General features: G+C 50.4%; 21 protein-coding genes and 1 tRNA gene. 16 read left to right on the forward strand and 6 right to left on the reverse strand.

Going from position 1 to position 22,077, the window contains the following annotated elements:
- The first annotated feature begins 89 nt into the window (after window positions 1-89).
- From mtnA to QGG23_07105, 3 genes are all read left to right on the forward strand, one after another.
- Window positions 90-1,175, forward strand: coding sequence for an S-methyl-5-thioribose-1-phosphate isomerase (mtnA, locus tag QGG23_07095; protein ID MDP6049190.1), 1,086 nt, complete (start codon window positions 90-92; stop codon window positions 1,173-1,175).
- Between the two features lie 53 nt (window positions 1,176-1,228).
- Window positions 1,229-3,079, forward strand: a complete 1,851-nt coding sequence (locus QGG23_07100; GenBank protein ID MDP6049191.1) for an ASKHA domain-containing protein — start codon at window positions 1,229-1,231, stop codon at window positions 3,077-3,079.
- An 89-nt stretch (window positions 3,080-3,168) separates the two neighbouring features.
- Window positions 3,169-3,282, forward strand: a tRNA-Tyr gene (locus QGG23_07105).
- Between the two features lie 12 nt (window positions 3,283-3,294).
- On the opposite strand, the gene QGG23_07110 is transcribed toward QGG23_07105, so the two are convergent.
- Window positions 3,295-3,738 (reverse strand): NUDIX domain-containing protein, encoded by a 444-nt coding sequence (locus tag QGG23_07110; protein MDP6049192.1) that lies wholly within the window; start codon window positions 3,736-3,738, stop codon window positions 3,295-3,297.
- A 73-nt stretch (window positions 3,739-3,811) separates the two neighbouring features.
- On the opposite strand from QGG23_07110, the gene QGG23_07115 reads away from it, so the two are divergent.
- The 3 genes from QGG23_07115 (at window position 3,812) to QGG23_07125 (ending at window position 6,122) form a co-directional block, all read left to right on the forward strand.
- Window positions 3,812-4,978 carry a cysteine desulfurase family protein gene (locus QGG23_07115; protein ID MDP6049193.1) on the forward strand — a complete coding sequence of 389 codons (1,167 nt, stop codon included), beginning with the start codon at window positions 3,812-3,814 and terminating at the stop codon, window positions 4,976-4,978.
- On the forward strand, window positions 4,978-5,346 hold the full coding sequence (gene nifU / locus QGG23_07120; protein ID MDP6049194.1) for a Fe-S cluster assembly scaffold protein NifU: 369 nt from the start codon (window positions 4,978-4,980) through the stop codon (window positions 5,344-5,346). The genes QGG23_07115 and nifU overlap by 1 nt, the downstream gene beginning before the upstream one ends.
- A gap of 179 nt (window positions 5,347-5,525) precedes the next feature.
- Complete coding sequence (locus QGG23_07125; protein MDP6049195.1) at window positions 5,526-6,122, forward strand: hypothetical protein; 597 nt, start codon at window positions 5,526-5,528, stop codon at window positions 6,120-6,122.
- Window positions 6,123-6,564: 442 nt separating this feature from the next.
- Here the strand turns inward: QGG23_07125 and QGG23_07130 are convergent, their stop codons facing one another.
- Window positions 6,565-6,759, reverse strand: coding sequence for a hypothetical protein (locus tag QGG23_07130; protein MDP6049196.1), 195 nt, complete (start codon window positions 6,757-6,759; stop codon window positions 6,565-6,567).
- A 655-nt stretch (window positions 6,760-7,414) separates the two neighbouring features.
- Here QGG23_07130 and QGG23_07135 point away from each other — a divergent pair.
- Complete coding sequence (locus tag QGG23_07135) at window positions 7,415-8,188, forward strand: sugar phosphate isomerase/epimerase family protein (GenBank protein MDP6049197.1); 774 nt, start codon at window positions 7,415-7,417, stop codon at window positions 8,186-8,188.
- A gap of 5 nt (window positions 8,189-8,193) precedes the next feature.
- Here the strand turns inward: QGG23_07135 and QGG23_07140 are convergent, their stop codons facing one another.
- Window positions 8,194-9,096 carry a ribonuclease Z gene (locus QGG23_07140; protein MDP6049198.1) on the reverse strand — a complete coding sequence of 301 codons (903 nt, stop codon included), beginning with the start codon at window positions 9,094-9,096 and terminating at the stop codon, window positions 8,194-8,196.
- Between the two features lie 398 nt (window positions 9,097-9,494).
- The gene (locus QGG23_07145; protein MDP6049199.1) at window positions 9,495-10,250 is read right to left on the reverse strand and encodes an aldolase/citrate lyase family protein; all 756 of its coding nucleotides are present in this window, start codon (window positions 10,248-10,250) and stop codon (window positions 9,495-9,497) included.
- Between the two features lie 212 nt (window positions 10,251-10,462).
- Here QGG23_07145 and QGG23_07150 point away from each other — a divergent pair, with 212 nt between their 5' ends.
- From QGG23_07150 to QGG23_07170, 5 genes are all read left to right on the forward strand, one after another.
- Window positions 10,463-10,960: a DUF3830 family protein gene (locus QGG23_07150; GenBank protein MDP6049200.1), complete on the forward strand. Its 498-nt coding sequence runs from the start codon at window positions 10,463-10,465 to the stop codon at window positions 10,958-10,960.
- Between the two features lie 130 nt (window positions 10,961-11,090).
- Window positions 11,091-12,344: an amidohydrolase family protein gene (locus tag QGG23_07155; protein MDP6049201.1), complete on the forward strand. Its 1,254-nt coding sequence runs from the start codon at window positions 11,091-11,093 to the stop codon at window positions 12,342-12,344.
- Between the two features lie 152 nt (window positions 12,345-12,496).
- Complete coding sequence (locus tag QGG23_07160; GenBank protein ID MDP6049202.1) at window positions 12,497-13,558, forward strand: hypothetical protein; 1,062 nt, start codon at window positions 12,497-12,499, stop codon at window positions 13,556-13,558.
- A 99-nt stretch (window positions 13,559-13,657) separates the two neighbouring features.
- On the forward strand, window positions 13,658-14,062 hold the full coding sequence (locus tag QGG23_07165) for a cupin domain-containing protein (GenBank protein ID MDP6049203.1): 405 nt from the start codon (window positions 13,658-13,660) through the stop codon (window positions 14,060-14,062).
- Between the two features lie 352 nt (window positions 14,063-14,414).
- Entirely contained in the window at window positions 14,415-15,392 is a 978-nt protein-coding gene (locus QGG23_07170; GenBank protein MDP6049204.1) for a 2-dehydropantoate 2-reductase N-terminal domain-containing protein, read from the forward strand.
- A 24-nt stretch (window positions 15,393-15,416) separates the two neighbouring features.
- Here the strand turns inward: QGG23_07170 and QGG23_07175 are convergent, their stop codons facing one another.
- The gene (locus QGG23_07175; GenBank protein MDP6049205.1) at window positions 15,417-15,701 is read right to left on the reverse strand and encodes a hypothetical protein; all 285 of its coding nucleotides are present in this window, start codon (window positions 15,699-15,701) and stop codon (window positions 15,417-15,419) included.
- Between the two features lie 422 nt (window positions 15,702-16,123).
- Here QGG23_07175 and QGG23_07180 point away from each other — a divergent pair, with 422 nt between their 5' ends.
- The 4 genes from QGG23_07180 to QGG23_07195 all read left to right on the forward strand — a co-directional run bounded on the left by QGG23_07180 (window position 16,124) and on the right by QGG23_07195 (window position 20,646).
- Window positions 16,124-16,330 carry a hypothetical protein gene (locus QGG23_07180; GenBank protein MDP6049206.1) on the forward strand — a complete coding sequence of 69 codons (207 nt, stop codon included), beginning with the start codon at window positions 16,124-16,126 and terminating at the stop codon, window positions 16,328-16,330.
- A 48-nt stretch (window positions 16,331-16,378) separates the two neighbouring features.
- Window positions 16,379-17,740, forward strand: coding sequence for an amidase (locus QGG23_07185; protein ID MDP6049207.1), 1,362 nt, complete (start codon window positions 16,379-16,381; stop codon window positions 17,738-17,740).
- A gap of 161 nt (window positions 17,741-17,901) precedes the next feature.
- Window positions 17,902-19,278, forward strand: a complete 1,377-nt coding sequence (locus tag QGG23_07190; GenBank protein MDP6049208.1) for a TldD/PmbA family protein — start codon at window positions 17,902-17,904, stop codon at window positions 19,276-19,278.
- Window positions 19,279-19,290: 12 nt separating this feature from the next.
- Window positions 19,291-20,646: a TldD/PmbA family protein gene (locus QGG23_07195; protein MDP6049209.1), complete on the forward strand. Its 1,356-nt coding sequence runs from the start codon at window positions 19,291-19,293 to the stop codon at window positions 20,644-20,646.
- A gap of 290 nt (window positions 20,647-20,936) precedes the next feature.
- On the opposite strand, the gene QGG23_07200 is transcribed toward QGG23_07195, so the two are convergent.
- Complete coding sequence (locus QGG23_07200) at window positions 20,937-22,055, reverse strand: radical SAM protein (protein MDP6049210.1); 1,119 nt, start codon at window positions 22,053-22,055, stop codon at window positions 20,937-20,939.
- Window positions 22,056-22,077 lie beyond the last annotated feature (22 nt).

Genomic DNA, 22,077 nt, shown 5'->3' on the forward strand with positions numbered 1-22,077 from the left:
TTAATCACATTTTATTATTTTGTTTTTTCGCGCGTAAGCTAATCTTTTTTACCACTGGAACCTGAGATTTACATCAGGGAGAGCAAATCATGAGAATCACAGTAAACGGCGAAGAAAAGAGCAGCTATACCATTTGGAGAGATGGTTCAGACGTTAAACTCATAGACCAAAGGGCCCTCCCTCACAGGTTCAAGATACTTACCTTGAAAAACCATAGGGACACAGCGGAGGCCATTAATATCATGATCCTTAGAGGAGCCGGAGCCATCGGAGTAGCTGCAGGATATGGTATGGCCCAGGCTGCGTTAGAAGCAAAAGACCTCGCCCCGAAAAAATTCAATGAATACATAAATGAATCCGCAGACATGCTAAGGAACACTCGGCCCACAGCAGCGAACCTCTTCGCTGCTATTGATAGGTGCCTCACAGCTGGTTCCATCTGCACTATCCCCAAAAGAGTTGAAGCTATTGTAGCCGAAGCAGACAGAATCGCTGAGGAGGATCTTGAAGCATCAAAAAGAATAGGGGAGCATGGTAACACCCTCATAGAGGAGGGATACAAGGTACTTACTCATTGCAATGCAGGGGCCCTTGCATTCATCGACTATGGTACCGCCCTGAGTCCCATCCGCCACGCCCACGCTAGTGGAAAGAGGATCTTCGTCTGGGTCGATGAGACCCGACCTCGGTGCCAGGGGGCTAGGCTAACAGCATGGGAAATGAAGCAGGAGGGAATCCCCTATGCCCTCATCGTCGACAATGCCGCGGGTCACTTTATGCTCCGGGGTGAGGTTGACCTCCTCATCACGGGGGCCGACAGAATCGCCGCCAACGGAGATGTCGCTAACAAGATCGGGACCTATGAGAAGGCAGTAGTTGCTAGTGAAAACGGCATACCGTTCTATGTCGCAGCCCCCCGGATGACCTTCGACTTCAATACCCGGAGCGGGGATGAGATTGAGATAGAGGAGCGGGGACCCGAGGAGATTACGAGCATGTGGGGAGTAGACGAAGCCGGTAAAGATTGCAGGGTGATGATAGCGGGAGAAGACTTCAAGGTCAGGAACCCCGCTTTTGATGTAACACCGGCTCGCTACGTCAACGGGTTCATCACTGAAAAGGGAATAATACGCCCACCCTTTGAAAAGAACATAAAGAAAATTTTCGATGGATAGACCAACGATCTAACGTGAAATGTTTTTATGGCCCCCATCGTGAATTTATATCCGTGACCTTGAAAGTTCTCATCAATCCCCTTAACATCGAGCTGACCGCCAAGAGAGGAGACACCCTACTCACGGTGATGCAGGAGGGCGGAGTAAGAATCGAGAGCCTCTGTGGGGGCAAGGGGTTCTGCGGAAAGTGCCGAGTTATCCACGAGAGCGGAGACATCAAGGTCTTCTCCGACGCCCCCCTGAAGTTTCTGAGTCATAAGGAGCTAGAAGAGGGTTACCAGCTTGCATGCACCACTCGCCTCCTCAGCAACTGCGTATTCACTATACCCACGGAGAGCAGAATAAACAAACCCCAGATACTCCTCAGCGCCGAGCTAATCCTAGATGAACCAGATCCCAGCTCCCGGAAGCACCTTGTCGCGGCATTGCCCTTCGTTAATAACTCCCTGCTGATTCCCCATAGAGCCATCAGGCTTAAGGGCTACATGGGAGTCCAGCCTCGGGTGGGAGAGGAGGTCTATGGAGAGCTACAGGTCATTGGGGACGGTCCCGTCACAGCCACAGTCTCCAAGACCAATGGATTCCCGGAGATTATTGACATAGAGCCCGGGGAAAGGACGGCCTACAACTACGGCCTCGCCGTTGACATTGGCACTACCACCGTAGTTGGGTTTCTTGTAGATCTCAACACGGGAAATATCATGGCTCGGGCTTCGGAGATGAACCGCCAGATTACATACGGTGAGGAGCTTGTAACCCGGATCTCCTTCGCCCGCACCAAGGAAGGGCTCAACAAGCTCCAGAAGATCGTAGTGAGTGCCATAAACGACGTCATCGCCCAGGTCACTAGAGAGACTGGAGTCGACCCCAACGATATTACAGACGTCTGTGCCGGGGGCAACACGGTGATGAACCACCTTTTTGCAGGGATAAATCCTGAATACCTCGAGATCGCTAACGTCGAGGTCTCCAGAGAGCCTATAATCAGGAAGGCAAAAAACCTTGGTCTCAACGTCAACCCTGAGGCATATGCCTACTGCGTCCCCAACGTTAGCAGATTTCTCGGAGGTGACGCAATAGGGGACGTCCTCGCCTCTGGGATGCACAAGAGTGAGGAGCTCAGCCTCATGGTAGACCTTGGCACCAACGGGGAGATCATCTTCGGGAATAACAGCTGGCTCTTCAGCAGCAGCTGCGCCTCAGGCCCCGCTTTCGAGGGGACAGGTGTCCGCCACGGAATGCGAGGTGCCAGAGGAGGCATAGACCATGTCACTATTGATCCAAAGACCTACGAGGCGGAATATACCACCATCGGAAACGTAAGGGTGAAAGGAATCTGTGGCTCAGGGATCATAGACCTTGTTGCAGAGCTCTTCGGTGTGGGACTCCTAGACTTTGCGGGAAAGCTCATCATCGGCAAGACAGATCTGGTCCGTGAGGGTAAGTGGGGACTCGAATACGTCGTCGTCCCAGAACACAAGACCACTATAGGTCAGGATATTGTCCTCACCCAGGCTGACCTTGACTACGTGATAGACTCCAAGGCCGCGGCCTGCGGCGCCATCACGGTGCTCATGAAAAAGCTCAAGGTCAGCATCTATGACATACGTCACCTCTACATCGCTGGGGCCTTTGGCACATACACCGACCTCGGAAACGCGATGAAGCTAGGTATCTTCCCGGAGCTCCCTAACGCAGGGGTACATCCCATCGGTAACGGGAGCCTCTCCGGGGCCTACGCGACGCTTATGTCAATGGAGAAAAAGAGAGAGGCAAAAGAAATCGCTGAAAGAACAGTCTACGTTGACCTCCTCGTCGACGTGGAGTTTATGGAGGAATACAGCAGAGCTCTCTACTTACCGGGGGCGAAAGAGTACTTCCCCGGAAGGGGAGGGGCCAGATAGGCTCTTGTTAGGTAGATTAACCTAACAAAATGACTTAAATCTATGAGGAATGAATCTTTCTTGTTCCGAGCCGGATATCGGAATCGTAACCCGCCCTAGCTCAATGGCAGAGCATCCGGCTGTAGTCAACGCCCTGCGGGGCGATGGTAATCAAGCCATGAGCAGACACCGGAGGGTTCCCGGTTCAACTCCGGGGGGCGGGACCGCTCTCTACATCACTTCTCAAATATCCCCGCTCGCTCAACCATCTCCCTAACCAGAGGATGAGTATCATCGGGGAGCACGGAGACCCATAGGTACTTGTCGTGTTCATCATTCATACAAACAATGTCTCCGGATACATCGATCCTGAAAAAAGTTGTAACGTAGTGGGCATCGCTCCAGAAGTGGCACATGCTCCCCTTCACCTCCATGCTAACAGGTATGAGGCTCGTTTCTTCCCTGAGCTCCCTAAGCACCGCATCATTCAGAGTCTCCCCGTATCTGATCCTTCCCCCCGGAATGAACCAAACACCCCTCCCTGGATCATTTACACGTCTCATAAGGAGCAGCCTCCCCTGGTGGATCGCCAGGATATCGACGCTGGCTAGGGGCATGGACGCCCTAATCTGCTTGAACAGTTCCCAATCAATCCATCCTAGTTTTCCATTTTTGGCCATCTTTGTTCGCTCCCGTCTTCCATAAAGCATCAAATGCTGAAGGTTTTTAAAAGCCCACCTCAATCCTAATGAGATGTCCATGAAAGTTTACATGGATCACGGAGCCGGGAAGCCAGTTGACCCTAGAGTCTTAGAGGTAATGACCCCATACTTCATGGAAACCTATGGGAACCCAGCCAGCTTCCACGGAAAGGGCTTCGATGCCCTCAAATCAGTAAACCGAGCTAGACAACAGGTGGCCTCCCTCATCGGGGCTGAGGCAGCGGAGATCGTCTTCACATCCTCCGCGACCGAAGCCAACAACCTCGGGATTGGGGGTGCAACCCGGAGATACAAGAAAAAAGGAAACCGCATTATCCTTTCAGCCATAGAGCATATCTCATCCATTAACGTTGGGAAGGAGCTCTACAAGGAGGGCTTTGAGGTTAAATATGCTCCCGTGAACAATCAGGGAATCGTTGAACTCGGGGAACTAGAAGGCCTAGTGAACGACAAGACTATTTTAGTTTCAGTCATGGCAGCCAACGGAGAGATTGGAACCATCCAGCCCATTGAGAAAGCGATGGAGATCGCTCACAGGAATGGCGCATTGTTTCATACTGATGCTACTGCTGCCGCCGGGCAGATAGCCGTCAATACGAAGAGCGTGGATTTCATGACCATATCCTCCAATGAATTATACGGACCAAAAGGGGTGGGAGCTCTTTATATTAAGAAGGGGCTGAGGGTGAAGCCCCAGATAATCGGAGGGGGTCAAGAGAATGGGATCAGATCTGGATCCGAGAATGTCCCGGGAATCGTGGGGATGGGAGCTGCAGCTGATTTTGCTTCTGCTGAGATGGGCGCCGAGGGAAAGCGCCTCTCCGGTCTTCGCGATGCTCTGATCGGAGGAGTGATCGAAACCATCCCGGAGTCCTACCTAAATGGCCACCCAAGCGTGAGACTACCCAACAACGCGAACATAAGATTCAGCTATATCGAGGGAGAGGCCCTCATCCTAAGCCTCGACCAACTCGGTATCAACGTCTCCTCGGGATCAGCTTGTACTGCGAAGACCCTAGAACCCTCACATGTACTCAGGGCTATAGGGCTGAAGCACGAGGAGGCTCATGGTAGTCTCGTCTATACGCTGGGAAAGGTAAATAACAAAGCGCATGTGAATTACGTAATAGAGCAGATGTCAGAGGTTGTAGGAAGATTGCGCGCGATGTCGCCTCTCACCCCCGAGGAGCTGAGATGATGTACGGCGAGAAGGTTCTAGACCACTTTAGAAACCCCCGGAACGTCGGGGAGCTTGAAGACGCCGACGGGGTCGGCTCAGTGGGAAATCCAGTCTGCGGTGACATGATGTCCATCTACATCAAGGTCAAAGATGATAAAATTGACGATATCAAGTTCAGGACCTTTGGATGCGGAGCAGCAATAGCCACTACTAGCATGACCACAGAACTCGCTAAGGGAAAGACATTAGACAAAGCCATGGAGATCACCAAGCAGACTGTCGCAGACGAGCTTGGGGGGCTCCCCCCTGTAAAGATGCACTGTAGCAACCTCGCTGCAGACGCCCTCCACGAGGCCATCAAGGACTACCGTGGGAAAAAGAAATGAGCGAAAATAGTTCACTCCTTGCCCAATCTGCAAACCCATCATTGATGATGGAGACTGCATTTTTACAATGGTCTGTAGTGTTGAGGGAGGAAAAGTATTGACCTGCTGTTGCCCTCAACAAGTAAAGGTTAAAAGCCGGTATTAATCCTAGCTGGATATATACGGTAAGTGAAATATTATTGAATAAGAGACAACTTGCAAATTTTATCTCAGCAGCTATGAACGCCCCCCTATTAGCCGTGCTGACCTTCGTACCCCTTATACTTACCCAGAGGCACGAAAACCCCAACTTAATCATAGCGATAGCCACCATATTCGGGGCTGTGCTACCTCTCTCCTCTACCTATTATTTGGTCAGGAAGGGAACAATCCCGGACATCTACGCTTCGGACAGGTCCACGAGGACCGAGCCATTTCTTTGGGCCATGGCGTCATACCTCATGGGAGTCATATGCCTCCTCTGGTTTAAGGCCCCGTTTGCGGTCACTGCCCTGATGGCATGCTACTTTGGAAACGCTATCGTGATGCTCTTCATCACCCTTTCGTGGAAGATAAGCATCCATATGGTCGGGGTCATGGGGCCTCTTACGGCCTTGATATTCCAACTCGGAAGCAGAATAGCCCCCCTATTGCTTCTCTTGATCCCAGTGGCCTGGGCGAGACTCGAGCTCAAAGCCCACAACAAGATGCAGATCGCCGCAGGAGTGGTGTTGAGTTCTTTTCTGACCTGGTTTCAGATGATCTTCTATGTAAACTTCCTTCTCCCCATGATCTAGGGACGAGAAGTTAGGTGACAAGTATTTTTTTCCGCGAGGGTTCTGCCTAACGCCTTAGCTTTCAGCAGGCACCTAGCGTTAGGCCTGAACTTACATTAGAGGTCCGCTTCGAAAAACTCAATTCCCACAGACTCGGTCAGATTCAAAGTCTTTCCTCACTCCCCCTTCCTAAACTCAGGAGCAGAAGAAAGCTCCGAACTTTGATTGGGGTTTAAATCCCTTTATAAAGTTAAAAATGAGGCGACAAGAAAGAAGACCTTAATGGTAATGAAGGGGAATCAACTAGCACCGCTTTTGCCTTAAGGATATCACCGAGGGCGTCGCCGTTATGGAGACTCCAATCGTGTGCAGATAGACCTCAATGCCGCCTTCAACCAAGTCTTCACCAAGGTGTCCCTAGCAATTGCGGGGGTACAATTCCACATAGTGTCATAAACGATGATCACCTTTTGAAGTGCCTCCCCGCGATGCATCCAAGGTAGTTCTCCATGACTTTCCAGATAATACTCATCCAAAGGATACCATGGCTGGGACCTATTACATCGATCTCCAAGGCTCCTAACGTCTTAAGAGGCCTACCAACGCTATTTGAAAGATACATGAACATATGGACGTAATGAATGCGCGTCTCGTTCATCAGTACATCCGGTTTAGCCTCGTTAGAGAACCTCTCTAAGGAGGAGATGTGTTGCTAAAGTGAATAGATGGAAAAAAGCACCTTGTTCTCAGGGATTCAGTTGACCATCGAGCCAGGCCAGTGACTCAGGGGACCGCTGTTAACCTGAGGGCCCCTGTGCCCCGGCTTATCAAGGATGTGTCCATTATAGAGGTGATATCTCTAGATCATCCCTATGGTATCTTCGAAGGTTTTTCACACCCAAATCTCAGGCAACGATCTCTGCATTTTTTGTGAACCTAAGGAGCTTTACGATGCATCCCGTGTGATCTGGTTCCGTGTGGTAGGAGACTAGGTAGTTAATCTTGCAGGGTCCACGATCTCACTGAATATTCCAACATATCTGAGAAGAACTTTTTCTTCACCATATCGACGAGGGTGGTCTTCTCGTCCAAGATGATGATCGAGTTGTATGTGGAGCCCCGATAGGTGAGATATCAGAGGAAATTGAGGGGATTCCAGTCAATGGCCTCGACTCAGTAGGCCCCCTTGGTTCAGCTCAATCAAGTTGTCACGACTCTAATCGATTTTGGTAGTAGGATGAAATAAAAGAGTTAACCATTCTGATCAACAGAGGCTAACCTTCAAAGGGAACCATCACCTCTACAAGTTATCCATGGAGATCGCTGTATCCACTCTTTTCTGTCTAAACAAGCCGCTAGAGGAGGTAATGCCACTTATCCTAAGGGCTCCAACCAAGTTCATCGAGTTAATGGACACCGGGCCCCACGCGCTGTCCCGCTCCCGGGTCGAGGCGTTCCTAGAGATCAAAGAGGCCCACGGCTTGGAATATGCGGTTCACTCTCCTTATACGGATGTCAATATAGGGGCGAATGACCCGTATGTACGGGAGACCATCCTAGGACGCCTAGAGTCCTCCATCAAGTATGCTTCGGATCTGGGAGCAGACAGATGGATCTTTCACCCTGGGAATACTACAGCTCTAGAATGGGCACTCCCCAAGGGAACGGCCTGGAGTATCAACATTGAATCAGTTAGGCGCCTCGTAGAATATGCCAAAACCCTGGGGGTAAGGGCCATGATAGAAAATCTCCCGGAGCCCTTCCCCTTCCTAATGAAGTCAGTGGAAGATTTCAGGCGCTTCTTCAACCAAGTTGGGTTTGAGCCGCCTATGGTCCTCGACATCGCCCACGCTCATATCAGGGGCGAAGAGCTAGAGTTCATCAGGAGATTCGGGGACAGGATAGCCCACGTCCACGCGAGCGACAACCAAGGAGATAGGGATACCCACCTCCGGATAGGCGAAGGTACCGTCGACTGGGGCAAGGTTATGGAGGCCCTCAGAGAGTCACACTTCGACGGCTGGGTCACCATAGAGTCCCACAATGCCATTTCAGAGAGCATCCGGCTCCTTGAAGATTTGAAGTGATAGCATCAAGACAACTCTATCTCATAGAGATCCTCAGCGATTGTTGTCTCAGAGAATATCGCCTTCGCCGCCTCTAGGAGGTGAAAAGGTTCGGGGTATCTGGAGCTGATATGGGTGAGAATCAGCTTTTTCACATTTGCTTTGACAGCGATCTCTGCGGCCTGGGCGGCTGTGGAGTGCCTGTATATCCCAGCCCTCTCTGTTAGCGTGTCGTCAAAAGTGGCCTCGTGGATGAGGAGATCAGATCCTTCGGCAGCCATAGCAAGCTTCTCACTGGGCCTTGTGTCTCCGCTGTAAGTGACCTTGAGTCCCAATCTAGGCGGGTCGACAATCTCCAAAGATTTTATGGATCTCCCATCCTCGAGTACCACATCCTCCCCCTGCTGAAGCCGCTTCCATAGGGTCCCTTTCGGCACATCGAGAGCCTCTGCCTTTTCTGGATGGAACCTCCCAGGCTTAGGGTGTTCCTTGAGGATATAGGACCAGCTGGGAGGTTCGTGGTCCGCCTCCACTGCTGCCATAGAGTACTCGTATCCTTGGTAGACGACCCCCTCAGAGACGATCTCGTATAACTTAACTGGAAATCCGGGACCACCTAGGGTTTCGCTGAAGGCTCTAATAAAATTCTTTAGGCCCGTTGGACCATAGACCTCTAGTGGCTTCTCCCGGTTGAGAAGGGTCATGGACTGGAGTAAGCCAGGGAGGCCCAGAACATGGTCCCCATGGAGGTGGCTGATGAAGACTTTAGTTGGTCTTCGGAACCCAAGACCTGCCTCTAACATGCGACGCTGGGTTCCTTCGCCACAGTCAAAGAGGATAAGCTCCCGGTTCCTCTTTAGCGCAATTGCGGATACCCCTCTTCGCTGAGTGGGCATTGTGCCTCCAGTTCCGAGGAATATTATCTTCAACAGGTCAACTCCAGAGGACATGATCGTTTGAGGCGTGTTGCTCATAAAGGGGCATATGGACCCTTAAATGCTGTTTCTCAGCACGGAGTAACCTGAAAGCGAGATAACGATGGAGTATTCACTCATCTTTTTTCCATGTGTATCAACACGCAACAAGGAAAGTCAAGCAGCCGCTTGCACAAATCATGACGATCATCCTCGCGGTCTTATTTTGAGACTTGGGCACAAAAAAAATAGGGTACTAAAGTTTATTTTAAAAGAAAATAGGGAGGGGTCAAGTCATTGCTCGCGCGTGGACGAAGTTATAGAGTGCACAAACTATCCTCACTAAGCTAGGGATTGACCAAACGTGAATTTCTGCCAGGCGACGGGGTGGAACCCCACTACCGAGACCGAGGTTACCCTGCTTCCCTTCCTCTTTTCACAGCTTCGGCAGCGCCATACGCAAGCATCAGATCAGCGTTGATGACGGTGTTAAACCTGAAACCCTTCTTTACAGCCCATACTACGCTGTCAAGGTTACACCACATACCGGCGGGCTTTCCGTGATCAGTGGCCACTTTAAGCACCTGCTCAACGGCATCGGTGAACACCTTATTTTCGTAGTCTGGAGGGACGCTGAACCCGAGATTGTTACTCAAATCCCAGGGACCGATATAGCAGGCGTCGACCCCGTCAACTCCAATAATGGCATCAAAGTTATTGAGAGCCTCCTCCGTCTCAATCTGGACGGCCACGAGCACTTCTTCGTTGGCGGTCTCCCTATAATCTGGATCCCATCTCGCAGCGGTTCTCGGGCCCCAGCCCCTAATACCCTCCGGGGGATACCTCGCCGCGCTCACCGCCGCCCTTGCCTCATCCTCGTTGTTCACCCAAGGCACGACGATACCGTGTGCCCCCAAATCTAAGATACGCTTGATGATGACAGGGTCGTTCCATTGAGGCCGCACGATTGGCGTGCAGTCAGTACCCATCATGGCCCGAATCATGCGCTCCATGGTCTCAAATCCCATGGGACTGTGCTCCCCATCGATCAGCAAATAGTCAAGCCCGCTGTGGCTGAGGATCTCGGTCACGTCTGGGTGCCCGAGCTCCACAAAGGTCCCCAAGGCGTTTCCTCCTCTTCGGAGTTTTTCCTTGACTAGATTTTTCATTGTGACTCAAACAACGTTTTTACGGTATTTGTATCCTTGGAAACAGGAGCTGAAGATTTAAAAAAAAACCAGGCTACCAGCCAGCTCAGAAAGATATGCATTCCAAGATCCGGAGTCCATCCTAACATGATAAATATCAAATAAAAAAAATAAACTAATCCAAACAGAATAGTTCTATATTACATTAAAGAAGATCTTGATGAGGTGCAAACATGGATTATCTGAAAGATACTATACCCGAGAGAAAGGAACACCCCTCAGGGATACAGCTCGAGCTGGAGATAAACGGGATCACCCTCGTAGCGGATCTTCTCGACAACAAGGCGCCGAGAACCTGCGCTATGCTGTTGGACGTTCTACCCCTAGAGGAGCCAATCTCCCACCAGCAGTGGTCGGGAAGTGGACTCCAGGTCCACGGCTCCCGCCTGAGGCAGGCAACTAGGAAGGCTGGGCTCTGGCCGGATCCTATGTATCCAGACTACGGCGAGAACCCCCATATCTATGGTTGCCGGGGGGAGCTGAGCTTTCACCCTATAAGCCCCGGGCTCTTCATAACATACGGTAAATCTGTCTTTTCAGGACCAGAATACGGTGTTCTGCCCAGCTATATTTTCGGTGAGATTAACCAGGACCTCGACGTACTCCGCTCCGTCGGCAGGAAAATTGCCCGTGAAGGAAGAACCGAGGTAATAATCAGGAAGAAAAAATAAGGCACGATCGCGCACGGGTCCGCAGAATTATGGGCTCCTTTTTTTATCCACGGGGCCCTACAACGGTTAATGATCCTCCAGTTGTTAAGACCACGCGTGATATTACATATTAACTCAAAGCCGAAAAGTATTGTCGGGCGACATGAAAAACAGGGAAATTGCTTTTTCAAACTTTACTCTGATAGACGGAAATGGGGGAAATCCACTCGAGAACGTCACGCTGCTCGTAAACGAGTCAAAAATAACGGCGGTAGGCGGAAGAGGGGAGGTTGAGGTTCCGAATAACGTGAAGACCCTAAACTTGGATGGTAGAACCATGATACCGGGCCTCATTGACGCCCACCTCCACTTTAGCGGAGGCAGACCAGCGAGCTCGGGAATGGGCTATCCAGGAAGGGGGCGCATGGGAGAGTTGTGGAGAGCATTCAGGGCAGCTAACGATGCCAAAGCCATGCTATACATGGGATACACCGGAGCCAAAGACTGCGGCAGCAACATCGCCATAGGCCTAAAGAGGGCCATCGAAGAGGGGACCACCCCAGGCCCTAGGATTATGGCGGCAGGGGGGAGCATAAGTAACACCTACGGACATGTCGGAAGAGATCCTATGCCCGTGGAACAAGCAGAGGCCTTGGGTAGAGAGCATCCTAACGGTGTGCCAGAGTGCCTCAGACTGGTGAGGACACGGTTCAGGGAGGGCGCAGACTTCATTAAGATAGCCAGCGGACTATGGGGCGAGAGCCGGATATTCCCCAAGTGTATGCCAAGCTTCTCATATGATGAGGTTAAGGCCATCTGCGATGAGGCCCATAGGGCCTATTCTACAGTCGCCTCTCACTGCCAAGGAAAAGAATCCATCATGACCGGCCTTAGGGCCGGAGTGGACACCTTCGAACACGCCCGCGAGTTTGACGAGGAGTGTGCCAAGCTGATGCTAAAGGAAGACAAGATATACTCACCGACCCTAGCCGTGGTTATCGAGGGGCCGGATTTCGCAGGGCATATCGACGAGGAAAAGAAACTCTTCAACAGTTGGCAGAATGAGTCTCTACGCATCGCCCATGAATATGGCGTGAAGATCGCCTCAGGCACCGATTTCAGCGGAGGAGACAGCCTAGGCGGTCGCGCCATGGGGATGAACGCGCTGGACCTCCAGAGGCTCGTAGAGGGGGGGCTGTCCCCTATGGAGGCCATAGTCTCAGCAACTAAGGTGTCATCCGAGGCCATGATGATGGAAGACTCAACAGGCACCCTGGAGTCGAGCAAGCTGGCCGATTTTGTCGTTATCAATGGTGATCCCCTTAGGGACATCTCCATGCTTCAAGTGGAAGATAGGATCGGCATGGTCATTAAGGGCGGAGAGATAATTGTAAAGCGGTTCTAGGAAACACCTGCGTACATGCCTTGGAGGCCAGAAGACATGGTGCATAAATTCTTTCCCCATCGATGGCCGACTCGGGCACACGCGCTACGCGAAAAAAACAGAGCCGATCTTGTTTCAAATAGTTTTTATCATAAGAATTTCAAGGTAAGAATATGTCAAGACAGAAATCATCAAGAAAGATCCAGACAGTATTGGGCACGATAGACGCCGAGGATACAGGTATCGCCCTAACGCACGAGCATATACTATGCGATGCTAGCTTCTTGTTTACTGAGCCGGAGATAGCTAGCCAGAAGTTACTCAGCCATGCAAGGGTTTCTATCGAGAATCTCGAATGGATCAAGAGAAATCAAAACAGGTGTCTTGATAATCTGAAACTATTGAATGAAGAGCGGGCCATCATTGAGCTGGATCGTTTCAAGAAAGGGGGCGGAGGAACAGTTGTTGATGTTGGGAATATAGGGTTACATCGTAACCCGAAGGGATTAGCACGCATATCTCGAGCAACCGACGTCAACATCGTAATGGGGGCCGGATATTACATTGGACAAAGTCATCCATCAGAGCTTCATAGCAAAACAGAGGACGAGATAGTCGAGGAAATTGTGCGCGATATTACCGTTGGTGTGGGGGGCACAGGGATAAAAGCCGGGATACTTGGAGAGATCGGGTGCTCTTATCCCCTAAAAGAAACCGAAATCAAAGTGCTGGGAGCAGTTGCACTGACCCAACAAAAGACCGGAGTACCTGTGAATATTCACCCTGGGCATAGCCAGGCTGCCCCCATCGAGATTATCGAGTTGCTAAACGATAACGGCGGTGACATCAACAATACCGTTATGAGCCACGTGGAGAACCGTCATGGAAACGACTTTGACCTCACATCAGAGCTGGCCGACACTGGGTGCTTCATCGAGTACGATAGCTTCGGTAACACCCAAAATCCAATTATGCTCCCCAATAAAACAATTTATGGGCTCTCTGATTGGAAACGGATAGATTGTATCAAGTATCTCATCGACCAAGGGTATCTGGAGCAAATCCTCATCTCTCACGATGTTTTCAATAAGACCGATCTACGTCAGTATGGTGGTCCCGGCTATGACCATATCTTGACAACTGTTGTTCCCCTCATGCGCATGAAAGATGTATCAGATAAGCAAATTCGCGTTATCCTTGAGAAAAACCCCGCGCGTATGCTCCAGTTCTCCTGAGTCTCGTTTTTCAGCTTATTAGAATAACATACGCACCGAAAGAACCCATTCATGCACGTATTTTATTAATGTAAGATGGCTGACCCAAAGTTGATCTAAATGGTTCAGAAAAATAAACCAAAAATCAAACGAATCAATGGTCTTAAAGAAGAGCATTTTGGTCAAATCTTCAGGCGAGTATTCTTTTCTCCCAAAACCACTGGCAATAATTATCTCAAGATGGCGTATATTGACGTGCCACCTGGAGCCACGGGTACATCCCATGTTCACCTGGGAGAAGAAATGGTATACACTATAAAAGGGAAAGCGCTTTTTCAACTAGATGGTAAAGATTACTTGTTGGAGGAGGGCACATGTTTTCTGATTCCCCCAGACACTGAACATCCAGCACGAGTTGTTGGAAATGAAAACTGGGTAGCGGTTGCAGTTTATTGTGATGAATGTCCTGTTCTCAAAAAAGCGCTATACAAAGAAGACATGGCATACCCCATGTCTAAGTGTTAAACTGTGCGTATGTGTATACGCGTGTTTTTCGTGTTTTTGTATGGTTAGAGAAGGAGAAGAGGAAAACAGAATAAGGAATTCACGAAGGTTCCGGAAATAGATAAAGAATATTCTAAGACATTCTCGTAAAAATGCATAATATCCGCGCGCGAGTGCAACAAAATTCAATCATTCGGTATATGAATTGTAAAACAGGTTGAGGGGGACTGGATATATATTTCAGTATACTCGAAAGAAAAAAGAGGTACTATGGAAAAAATTACCACTAAAATTGAGCTGATCACCGCATTCCTTTTCTTACTAATCCCATTCTCATAAGCGTTATATTTTAAAAAAGGCATTTTCTTGTGATATGCGTTTCATAATATATGGTGCAGGTGCAGTGGGTAGCATTATTGGAGGACATATGTATAAGGCAAATAATGATGTATTATTGATAGCTAATACTCATCATGCGAATATAATAAATAAAAATGGATTAGAATTGAATACTCCTGATGATAAGTATATACTAGATATCCCTGCATATAACAATATATCAAGAATAAAATCTTTCAAAGATGATGATGTAATATTTCTAACCATGAAATCACAACATGTGCTAAGAAGTTTAGGACAATTGCGAGCAAGCGCTGGTAGAGATATACCAGTTTTCTGTTTCCAGAATGGGATAAGCACTGAGCCTCTTGCACAGAGAGTGTTCACCAATATTTATGGGGGAGTAATATCCATGGCAGGTATTTTCCTAAAGCCAGGAATAGTTTACGACAGCGTAAATAATGGTAGATGCTTTGTAGAGGTAGGAGCCTACCCACGTGGTATAGATTGCATCGCAAAAAAAGTTGCCGAGTCTCTGAAGGACTCGGGTTTTGCAGGGGGCTTGAATAAGGAAGTTATGATGACAAAAGGGGCTAAGTGTCTCCAGAGCCTAGGGCACGCCCTCCTAGCGATAACTGATGGGAAAGGGGACCAAGATAGTTTCCAAAGAAGTTTAAGATATGAGGCTAAACAGGTCTGGAGCAGAGTTGGGATAAAGTGGGAAGACCTTGATTTGTTTAAATATAGGGCGGGAAAAGAGCGGGGCGAAATAATTCGGAATAAAATATTCCTAGAAAATAGTACGATAGTTTCATCTTGGCAAAGTCTTGTTAGAGAAACGGGAAACATTGAAGTCTGGCAAATTAACGGGGATGTTGTTGATTTAGGTAAGATGCTAAACATTGAAACACCCTATAATGAAATAGTCTGCAGGGTGGCGCATAAAATGGCTATAAATGGAGAGAAACCCGGAAAATATTCCATTCAAGACTTATTGAGAAAAATTGGATGATTCTGAGCATTTGAAAAAAGGCTATTAACGGTACCCCGTGGACGCGAATAACTCAAATATTCGCCATTGACCTGAACCGATACAAAGAACACCACAGTAGTAACCTACAATCATCCCATCTACTGGGGACTTTTTCTTCTCAACAACGTCGTCAAAGAAGGTCCACATCTTACCTATATTCTGACCTCCCTTAATCAAGTCCTTGATATTTACAAGGGGCGGTAAGAACCCTCCTCTTCGCGAATATATCGTTAGCCCAAGAGAACGCATGTACTGAGTCTTCTCCACTTTTATTTCCTCCTCAGGCATATCTTCAAATGTCTCATCGCATTAGCAATATCTTCTCTCATCGCCGATATATTGAGGCCATTCCCGATACCGTTCTCTCATCTATTTGACTCAAGAGAGAATTCAAGGGGCGTTACGGGACTTCCCGGTTCTGCACCACTAGCCTAAATTCATCTTTTGTGAATACAGCTGATCTCATAAGCTTGTTAAGCTTCGAATCCAGTGGAGATTTTGAGACAAGAAGTCAATCCTAACCGTAGATCTGCTTACATCCATGCATACAGTTGTGGACATCTGGAGCGGATTCTTTCAACACTGTGTGTATAAGGTATGCAACCGGCGGTGTGTGTTTTTTTCGTGTTTTTGTGTGTTTAAAGAGTAAGAGAGAGAAAGGGAGGGGGTTTGAGCCTAAATTATAATGCCTTCCAGAGTAAGACCTACCCATGGTTAATGAGAATCAAAAAGAAGCAGATTTTCTGTTCCGAATGGTGAAAGAACGATACGAGAATCTGCTAAGCGCAGAGGAGCTAGAGGAGGTCCTGAAAGGGGTGGAAGGCATCACAAAGGACGCTGAAGCCCTAAGATCCGTAAAGCTGGGAAATAACAACGAACCCTTCTTCATCTTTAAGCCCTTCCTGAAGGGGGCATAAAGAACGCCGAACCCAATCTACAAGTCGATCCGGGAACTCGGCTCCTTCATCCGAGACGGATCCGTATCACCCATCGAGCTCACAGGGAAGTTCATAGAGCGGTTGGAGACCCTCGGGCCGAGGTACAACGCCATTGTCACCGTCACAAAGGAGAGAGCGATGGAGCAGGCTGAGAGAGCCGAGACTGAGATTCGAGAGGGAAACTACAGGGGACCCCTCCACGGTATACCCTACGGCGCCAAGGACCTCCTGGCCACCTCCGGTGGAATACCTACCTCTTGGGGTGCCGCCCCTTTCAGGAACCGGACGTTTGACTATGATGCCAGCATTATCATGAAGCTGGATGATGCCGGTGCAGTATTGGCCTCAAAACTGGCGATGGTGGAGATCGCTGGAGGCATGGGTTACCACCAACCAAACGCCTCTTTCACAGGTCCCGGGCGGAATCCATGGGATCCAGATATGTGGACAGGAGGGTCCTCAAGCGGTTCAGGGGCGGCAGTGGCGGCAGGTTTGGTGCCCTTCGCGATCGGCTCCGAGACCTGGGGCTCAATCCTCAGTCCGGCTAATAACTGCGGAGTTGCAGGTCTCCGACCTACATATGGGCGGGTGAGCCGATTTGGAGCCATGGCACTAAGCTGGACCCTTGATAAACTCGGGCCCCTCTGCCTGACCGCGGACGACTGTGGTATCGTTTTAGAAGCCATTGCGGGACCAGACCCCAAAGACCAGACCGCCGCTGACATCAAATATGACTATGATGACGTTGACTCTGGATCCCATTTTAAGCTCGCTATTCTCCAAGGGGCCCTTGAGAGTTGCGATGAGGCCGTCAAAGAAAACTTCGAGAGCTCCCTCAGAGTCCTTGAGGGTTTCGCGAGCATCGAGAATATTGAGTTACCTGACCTCCCATATGAGGCGGTCACGCGGACCATATTGAATGGGGAGGCAGCAAGCGCCTTTGAAGATTTCACTGAAAACGGCTTGGCAGGAGAGTTGACCGCCCCAGAGTGCCATTATGGCCCGTACGCTAGGACAACGGTGCTAGCCAAGGACTATCTAAAGGCATTAAGGCTGAGAGGTGTTATCTGTGAAATAGTCAACGAAGCCATGGAGCCCTTTGATGCAGTAGTAGCCCCCTCTAGGAACTCACCGGCGTCCCCAATAAGTCAAAAGTTCAGAAAGGCCGCACCGGGAACCGTCCGGGACACTATGGGGGCGGTCGGGAACGGGGCAGGTCTTCCATCTATCTCCATCCCGAATGGGTTCACCTCGATGGTGCTACCCACGGGGATCCAGTTTATGGGGAGACCATACAAGGAAAATACGATAATCGCTGTAGCCCGGAAGTATCAATCCAAGACAGATTGGCATCTCAAACACCCGAAAAACCTAGTTCCTAAAGTGTAGGGTCAGATATCCAGAGGTTCCAACTTTCTAGTACGAATAGCAGATTTAGCCTTGAATGTAAATGTCCACACACGTAGCCCTTGCGAATCCACCAGACTCAATAGAATTAAAGGGAGTTGAACTATCTTTTGCATATCGGGTGACTTTCACTGTTTGATCTGTTGGAGAAGGCTTTAGAAAGAGGCCGGGACTTAGGGGCAGCCTACGTAGAGTTGAGAGGGGAGTCGGGGTTCGTCGAGTATATTCAGATGGACGACTTCCGGGTCACCGCTCTCACCCAGAGGATAGAGCAGGGCGTCGCGGTGCGGGTGCTTATGGACGGGGCGTGGGGGTTTGTATCTACGGGGGACCTTAGCGCCCTTGAAGGCGCAGTCGATAATGCTTATAGAATGGCGAAGGCGGCGGCTGCGTCGCGCAGGGAAGCCATAGTGCTCTCAGATATAAAGGCGGTGCGTGACGTAGATGAGATAAAGGTGGCGAGGGACCCCAGGCATGTCCCCATCGAGGAGAAGATTAACTATTTAGAGTCTATGACTAAGGTGATCAAGGGTTATGATCCCCGGATTACGGCGGTCACCGTCAAAGTTAGATCCGCCTCGGGGAAGAAGTACCTCTCCACGTCGGACGGGACGAGAATCCAGTCTGACATAATGTTGGTGTGGAGCTATCCGTGGGTGACGGGAAAAGAAGGGGACAGCTTGAGCTCCGCGAGGCATGAGGAGGCATCCACCACCCAAGGGTGGGAGTACATGGATGATTTTGCGACCCCCGAGTTCATGGGGGAGGAGGTAGCGAGAAAGGTGAAGCTCCAGCTAGGAGGCGTGTCCCCTAAGGCCGGTAGTTTTCCCTGCGTGATTGGGCCTAGGGTGGTGGGAACCCTTGCCCATGAGGCTCTGGGCCACCTGGCCGAGGCTGATCTCACGGTGAACAGCACTTTCAACGGGAAAATTGGGAAAGTCGTCGCATCTGAAGGAGTCACCATGATCGACGACGGCACCCTCCCAGGGAATGTTGGAACCACCCGCTTCGACGATGAGGGGGTTCCCACGAGCAGGGTGGAGCTCATAAAGGACTCCGTCCTCACGGGGCTACTCACCAATAGGGAGTACGCCTCGAAGCTTGGACTCCAAGCCTCGGGGAACGCCAGGGCCGAGAACTATCTCCACCCTCCTATCATCCGAATGAGAAGTACATTCTTTGAAACTGGAGACTGGTCCAATGACGAGCTCTTCGATGGCATCGAGTTCGGGTACTACTGCCTCGACATGCGGGGTGGCCAGGCCCAGCTGAACGCCAGCTTCCAAGTGGGGATCCAAGAGGCCTACGAGATTGTAGAAGGGGAGATCGGGTTACCCGTGACAGACCTATCTATCTCAGGGATAGCCACAGACTCCCTTTTCCAGATCCAGGGCATCTCTGATGACGAGATCACTTTCGGAGCGGGCCGATGTGGGAAAGGGCAGGAAGCCTTCATCTCGGACGGAGGCCCTACCACCAGGTTCATGGAGGGTGGAATAACTTTCGGGGGACAAAGATAGGAGGAGACTAACATGGACGAGAAGAAGCTACTGGAGCTAAGCGGATACATTGTCTCGAAAGGGCAACGGCTGGGAGCCTCCGACGTAGAGGTGCTCTCAAGGTCCACCTCGGAGATCGACGTCATTGTCAAGAGCGGGGAGATCAGCGGAGTCGAGAAAAGGCTCTCAGACGGCATCGCAATCAGGCTCTATATTGGTAAGAGGATGGGCTCGGCCTTCACCAACATCCCTACAACGGAGGCGGCGGACGAGGCCCTTGCAATGGCCTTGGCTAGCGCAAAGGTCACTACCGAGGACCCCGACTGGGTTGCCCTCCCGGAGCCAAAGGATTATCCTACAATCAATGGTTTATGGAATGAAGACATCGCAAGGTGTGAACCTTCGAAAGCCGTAGAGATAGCCGAGGACTTTAGGAGGAGGGCGACGGAGGCAGAGGAGGGCCTGATTGTGGCCTACGGCGGGTCGGGGATCAGTCTCTATCACACTGCATTGGCCAACAGCCGTGGAATATCACATTCGGAGAGGGGAAATATCGCCTATGCATACCTCGGCGCAATAGCTCAGATTGAGCAGGGGGTGACCCCTATGGTCTTCTCAGTTGATGTCAAGAGACATATAGATCTAGACCTCAAATCGGCTGTAGACGATATTGCCAGCCTCCTCAGGGTGTGTAAGAATACCGTCGATGGAAAGTCTGGGAAGCACACTGTGGTAATGCATCCTTGGGCCTACAGCCAGATCCTCAGTTACACCCTTTTCCAAGCTGTGAGAGGGGACAATGTCGCTAGGGGGAAATCAAAGCTCAACAGGAGGATAGGGGAAACCATAGCCGCTGATAACTTGACTATAGTTGACGATGGGACCATTCCCACGGGAATAAACAGTTCTCTCGCGGATGACGAGGGAGTCCCCCGCAGGAGGACCACCATTATCAAAGAGGGGGTCCTCAAATCGTTCCTCTGGGACACATACTGGGGGAATAAGACGGGAGAGGAAAGCACCGGGAATTCTAGGAGAAGAATGCGCCAAGGACTAGTGGAGATTGGGAGCACCAACACCGTGGTGGAGCCCGGGAAGAGAGATATCCGAGACATCGTCTCCGAGATAGACCACGGTTATCTTATCAGAAACGTTCAAGGGGCCCATAGTTCCAACCCTGAGTCCGGTGACTTTAGCGTCGTAGGGAACCCTGCGATCCTCATCGAGGAAGGGGAGATGGCTGGTGCCGTCCACGGTCTCATGATCTCGGGGAACACTTTTGACCTCCTCAGCAAATGCGTCGAGGTGGCAAAGGAGACCATCCCCCTTCAGGGCCTCATAGGTCCGGAAATCGTCTTCGATGACGTCAACGTGATATCCCGGAGGTAGGCTGATTGAGGCTTCCCTCCACGCTACCCTCACGATTCACTCTTCAGGCTCTACACTATTTTCCCGCTAACCATTGTGATGTCCATGGTCACGTTCTTGACCGTGTCTAGGTTGAGGAAAAACAGGTAATTTGATCCAAAAGCGATGATGATCCCTCCCCTTAGTACGCGTTGTGGCACTGTTTGTTCAGATCGAGGTGACAGCACACGCGCTGAGACAATGCCATTCCAATTGATCACTTGATTAAGATCGTCGTTTCTTGTCACTAACAGACTTTCGTGGAAGTCCCATCACCCTGACACGAGGTTCATCAACCCAACTTCCCGAGCGATCAGTAATGCCTCGTCTGTCTCCTGTCTATTTAATCTCCTTCCAAGTTCTTTGTGTTCTCTGGCTCTCCATTCTGACCGATATTGGAACATTAGATTAACCCTTGTCCATGGGCCTAGGTTTCCCGCAATCCACTCCAAGATGGGCTTGGTGCAGCATTTATTGTGTCCCGGGAGCACCAGCACCCGGATGATCACCTCGCCATACCTGTCGGCCATAAGATGGTTCCGGGTACATGCCTCCCAGTATCCCGGGGCCCTGGAGATCTCGGCGGCACAGGAATCGTTCCCGTACTTAAAGTCAAGGAGGTAGAGATCGATGAATCCGGCGAGAAGTAGGCTAGTCTCCCTACTGTAGTAGCTATTGCTATTCCAGACTGTAGCGATGCTGGCGTCGACGTGGGCCATGGTCCGAAGCCAGAGCCAACAGTAAGGCGTGGGGTCCCCGCCCACCATATTGATGTTCCTGCACCCTTGCTCTCTCAGCCTCTCTATTAGTAACGCCATTCCCCTCGGACCCATGGGGGTCCCATGTTCCTGCCACTGGCTTAAGCCCCAGTTCTGGCAGTGGATGCACTGGATTGTGCAGCCCAGGGTGAAAACGGTCCCTGACGGGACGAGTTCGGGCTCCTCCCCCAAGTGGGGAAAGCAGCTAGAGAGGCTGAATGTTGTTCCAGCCGAGCATTCACCCTTCTCTCCGGAGAAGCGGTCAGTATTGCATCTCTTCTCACAGAAATGGCAGCCCTTCATGATACGCTTCCCAAGCTCTATTTTGAGGTCCAAGAACGATCTCTCCCCTCTCAACTGATTTGGATACTGTCCGCCGTCAGCCTTCTTTTCGATATGAGGATATGTTTCCAGTAGATTTTCATGGAACTCCCAGAGTCTCTCGGTGGCATCTTGTGGTGAGAAATCGACGTTCATCATTGTATTTAGGAGAAATTTTGCATGCTTTCCGTTTTTCACTACATCGACGTACCTGGGTAGGCTTCTTCGGACTCTCGCGTCATCAAGTGCCCTTGCAGCGTCGGGGCGGCTAAATCTCCACATCCAGCTGATTACGGTGTGAATGGTATACAAGACTTACTAAGCTGTTCATCTT

Source organism: Candidatus Bathyarchaeota archaeon, assembly GCA_030739585.1.
Lineage (GTDB): Archaea > Thermoproteota > Bathyarchaeia > TCS64 > TCS64.